The sequence below is a fragment of the bacterium genome, assembly GCA_023145965.1.
Lineage (GTDB): Bacteria > UBP14 > UBA6098 > UBA6098 > UBA6098 > UBA6098.
Genome location: JAGLDC010000088.1, coordinates 1 through 3,488 on the forward strand (window position 1 = coordinate 1; position 3,488 = coordinate 3,488).

Genomic DNA, 3,488 nt, shown 5'->3' on the forward strand with positions numbered 1-3,488 from the left:
TTTTTTTCAATTTCTCTTGGGATACAACAGGTTCCTATAGTGATTACCGCGATATTAATACGGTAAAAATTGCCCCGGGATTTTCTGAAAAAGTTCGGTCTCAGATTATTTACAAATCCGATTTACGATTTGATATCAGTATTGGCCACTCAGAAAGTGATTTGTATTATGTCGTAGCTTGGGTAGAGGTTTACAATATTATTAAACTCAAGGAATACAACAATGAACATCAAAGCGTTTCACAATAATTTAACCTCGCTCCCACGTTCTCCGTGGGTAGCGAAATGGGTGTCGATTTGCACAATTTACCTAAAATAACACAAAAAACGAGAGAAAAACGGCCAAAATAAACCGTAGGGGCGACCTCATGTGATCGCCCAAAAGCGGGAGCACACAGGGGTGCTTCCCTACGGAACGAAAAACGGCGAATCGCCTTAGGCCATTGCTATTTATTATAATGAGTGGTCTGGTGAAAAGAGGCGTTTGCCGGGCGTTTTACGAGCAGTCTTGGGTGAAAATGAGTGAAAATATATCAAACAGCGCCTGCGTCAAGACAAAAAGCGCTTGTATAGCAATAAACAGCTGGCACGTCAATATAAAAAGCGAACGCAAGGGCGCAAACAGCGCCTGCACATGGGCAAAAAGCCGGCTTTTTGTGCTCATGCGGCGGCTTTTTGGGGTTCCGGGCCGGCTTTCTGGGGGCTTTAAAAATCTCATGCCGAGGCTATCAATAAACTATTGTGAAAATTGAAATGGAAGAACTTAAATTGGAGATATTTGAACAAGCAAAAACGACGATTATTAAAAACTATTTATTTTTTTAAATATTTTTCGTAAATTCATGGCGAAGGAGTTTATAATATATATATTTCTTCTATTAAAAACGAACACATGTTCGCATATGTTGGAGACGTTATGACTGATATACTTGGCCAAGGAATATATACGATTAGGGAAGCATCGAGTTTGGTCCGACTTCCATACCATAAGGTCAGCCGATGGGTGAAGGGCTATAGCTATACCATCGAAAGCGGCGACAAGAAGAGAAATAGACCTCCCTTAATGAGCGTGGATATTCCCGTAATCGAGGATAAATTTGCTCTTTCATTCCTCAACGTTATTGAACTACTTTTCGTGAAGAAATTTCTTAGTATGGGCGTTTCGCTACAAACAATAAGAAAGGCCTCAGAGGTTGCTGCAGATATCTTAAAAACCATTCACCCTTTCGCTTACCAAAGGTTTGCTACGGATAATAATGCGATATTCCTCGAAATCGAAGAAAGTACTGGAGAAAAATCTTTAATTGATTTAGCTAAAAGACAACAAGAAATCAGACCCTTCATAAAAGAATATTTAGAAGATGTCGAATTCGATAGAATAACGAACTTTGCAACTCGTTGGAGACCTTTAGGCAAAGATGTTCCAGTAATAATCGATCCAAATATAGCTTTTGGTAAACCGGTTGTAGAGAATACACGAATAGGAACGAAAACGATATTCAAACAATATTTAGTCGAAAATTCTATACAGAATGTTGCCGATTGGTTTGATATATCCGTGAATGAAGTCGATTTTGCTATTAGGTATGAACGAGAGGTTCTTAGAAATTGATAAATCATCAAGAACCAGAATTCCTGTTAGATGAGAATATAAGCCCAAAAATTGCGAAGGGATTTACGGCTTTTGGCGAAAAAGTAGATCATTTAAATGAAATAATTCCTAAGGGAACAAGCGATATAAAGTGGATAGAACAAATCGGAGATGAATGGATACTTATAACAAATGATATTAGTATCAATAAAAAACCGCAAGAAGCTCGAGCCTTATTAGATGCGGGATTATCAGTATTTTTTATAGATTTGACTACTCAACCTACTTTTTGGGACTGGCTTGTGTTTTTTGTTAACCACTGGGAAGAGTGGAAGCAACTTGCTATAGAAACCCCAAGGCCATTTGCCTATAGGATTACTAAGAAGGGCAGTCCCAAAAAGATTTTTTAATAACCATAGGAGAGCATTATGCCTTACGACAACAACGATCTCGGAAACGACACCGACGCGCAACATTCCGAACGGGCGCATACGCTTGCGAACGGTATCGGCGACCACGGGGTCGATCTCGGGTTCGAACTTCTCGTCGAGATTCCGGAAATCGAGGCATACCCCGGCGAGTTTGACACCGCGCTGAGCGCGCAAATCGAGGAGTCTGCCGATGTCGATGCGATTTTTGTCGCGCTTCAGGGCAAAACGGCGGAGCTTCACTCGCAATATGTCGCTTGCCAGGACTATATCCGCGGCGAGATGGTCTTCGCCAGCGACGCGGACGCCGAGTATCTCAACGAGCGATTCGATATTTACGGCGGGCTTCCACGGACGCGCGACGGCGTGCAGAAAATGGCGCGTGCAATGATCACCGGCTACGACTCGATAGCGGTCGAGTTGCCGAGTGTTACGCTTCCCGCCTCGCTTTTCGAGGACCTTCGCACGCTGGTTACCGAATATGCGGCAATAGCCGAGGACGGAATCCGTGATGAGTTAGCCGAGCAGAAGGCGGCGACGGTAGTCAAAAACGAGGTTCGCAGGCGCGGCGAGAAGCTATGAAGCTATTTCAGCGCTTATATCATCGCGCCAAATCCCTTTGGGGCGACGACGATCCTCGATTATTCGAGATCGGCCTCATGCCAAAATCGTCTATCGGAACGCCAAATGAGCCGGAACCGGAGAGCGTAGCGTTCCCGGAGCAGGGCGTGCTACAATAATATTCCCCCCTAAAACGAGGGGTGTCCGAAGGGCGGGGTGTGTAAAAATAGCAATTCCTCCCATTCTCCATTCCCCCCCCTTTCCGCTTCTTTTTCTACATGATACCTCTTGTGTAGCCGCAATTTACGATATAGATTGATTCTTATGATTAAGGACGCAAACGGACATATCGCAAGTTCCCCCCTCGCCAAATCGACGGGGCAAAACGCACGCCTATGCCCGCCTTGTGAAAACACGACCCACCCCCACGACCGCGCCAAACGCATAACCAAAGGCGAGCGATGAGAAACCGGGAATGGGAATATGAAGAATAAATACCATAGCTTTTTTAGCATAGCAATGAAATTTAAGGAGATGTAATGACAATTCGTGAACTTCTGGATGGAATTGAAAAACTCGATTATGTGCTACCCGAATTCCAAAGGGAATACGTTTGGGGCTTAGAGAGAGCTAAGCAATTATTTGTTTCATTGTTCAATAAATATCCGACAGGAAGCCTCCTGGTCTGGAAAACTCAAAACCCCCCTGAAATAAAGAATAACGCAATCGATAGGGAAAGAATAGGAACAACTGCAATTCTATTAGACGGACAACAAAGGCTTACAACATTATATTTATTGGTAAATAATGAAATCCCGCCATATTACAAAGAAGAAGAGATAGCTTATGATCCTAGACGACTGTTTTTTAATGTGTCTTCAGGTGAGTTGCTGTATTATCAAGCGATAA

The 3,488-nt window shown here is 43.3% G+C and carries 7 protein-coding genes; 6 read left to right on the top strand and 1 reads right to left on the bottom strand.

The genetic code is table 11. The annotated features are described in order from the left end of the window. Positions 1-248, top strand: a 248-nt coding sequence (locus KAH81_08400) for a hypothetical protein (GenBank protein MCK5833675.1), incomplete at its 5' end; no start/stop codon positions are given. A 247-nt stretch (positions 249-495) separates the two neighbouring features. On the opposite strand, the gene KAH81_08405 is transcribed toward KAH81_08400, so the two are convergent. Further along, entirely contained in the window at positions 496-717 is a 222-nt protein-coding gene (locus KAH81_08405) for a hypothetical protein (GenBank protein ID MCK5833676.1), read from the bottom strand. 198 nt (positions 718-915) lie between these two features. On the opposite strand from KAH81_08405, the gene KAH81_08410 reads away from it, so the two are divergent. The 5 genes from KAH81_08410 to KAH81_08430 all read left to right on the top strand — a co-directional run. After that, complete coding sequence (locus KAH81_08410) at positions 916-1,611, top strand: DUF433 domain-containing protein (GenBank protein ID MCK5833677.1); 696 nt, start codon at positions 916-918, stop codon at positions 1,609-1,611. Beyond that, a complete protein-coding gene (locus KAH81_08415; protein ID MCK5833678.1) occupies positions 1,608-2,000 on the top strand; it encodes a hypothetical protein in 393 nt (130 codons plus the stop codon). Before KAH81_08410 ends, KAH81_08415 begins: the two co-directional genes overlap by 4 nt. A gap of 18 nt (positions 2,001-2,018) precedes the next feature. Beyond that, positions 2,019-2,600, top strand: coding sequence for a hypothetical protein (locus KAH81_08420; protein MCK5833679.1), 582 nt, complete (start codon positions 2,019-2,021; stop codon positions 2,598-2,600). Continuing rightward, positions 2,597-2,758, top strand: a complete 162-nt coding sequence (locus tag KAH81_08425; GenBank protein ID MCK5833680.1) for a hypothetical protein — start codon at positions 2,597-2,599, stop codon at positions 2,756-2,758. Before KAH81_08420 ends, KAH81_08425 begins: the two co-directional genes overlap by 4 nt. Before the next feature lie 360 nt (positions 2,759-3,118). Further along, positions 3,119-3,488, top strand: a 370-nt coding sequence (locus KAH81_08430) for a DUF262 domain-containing protein (protein MCK5833681.1), incomplete at its 3' end; no start/stop codon positions are given.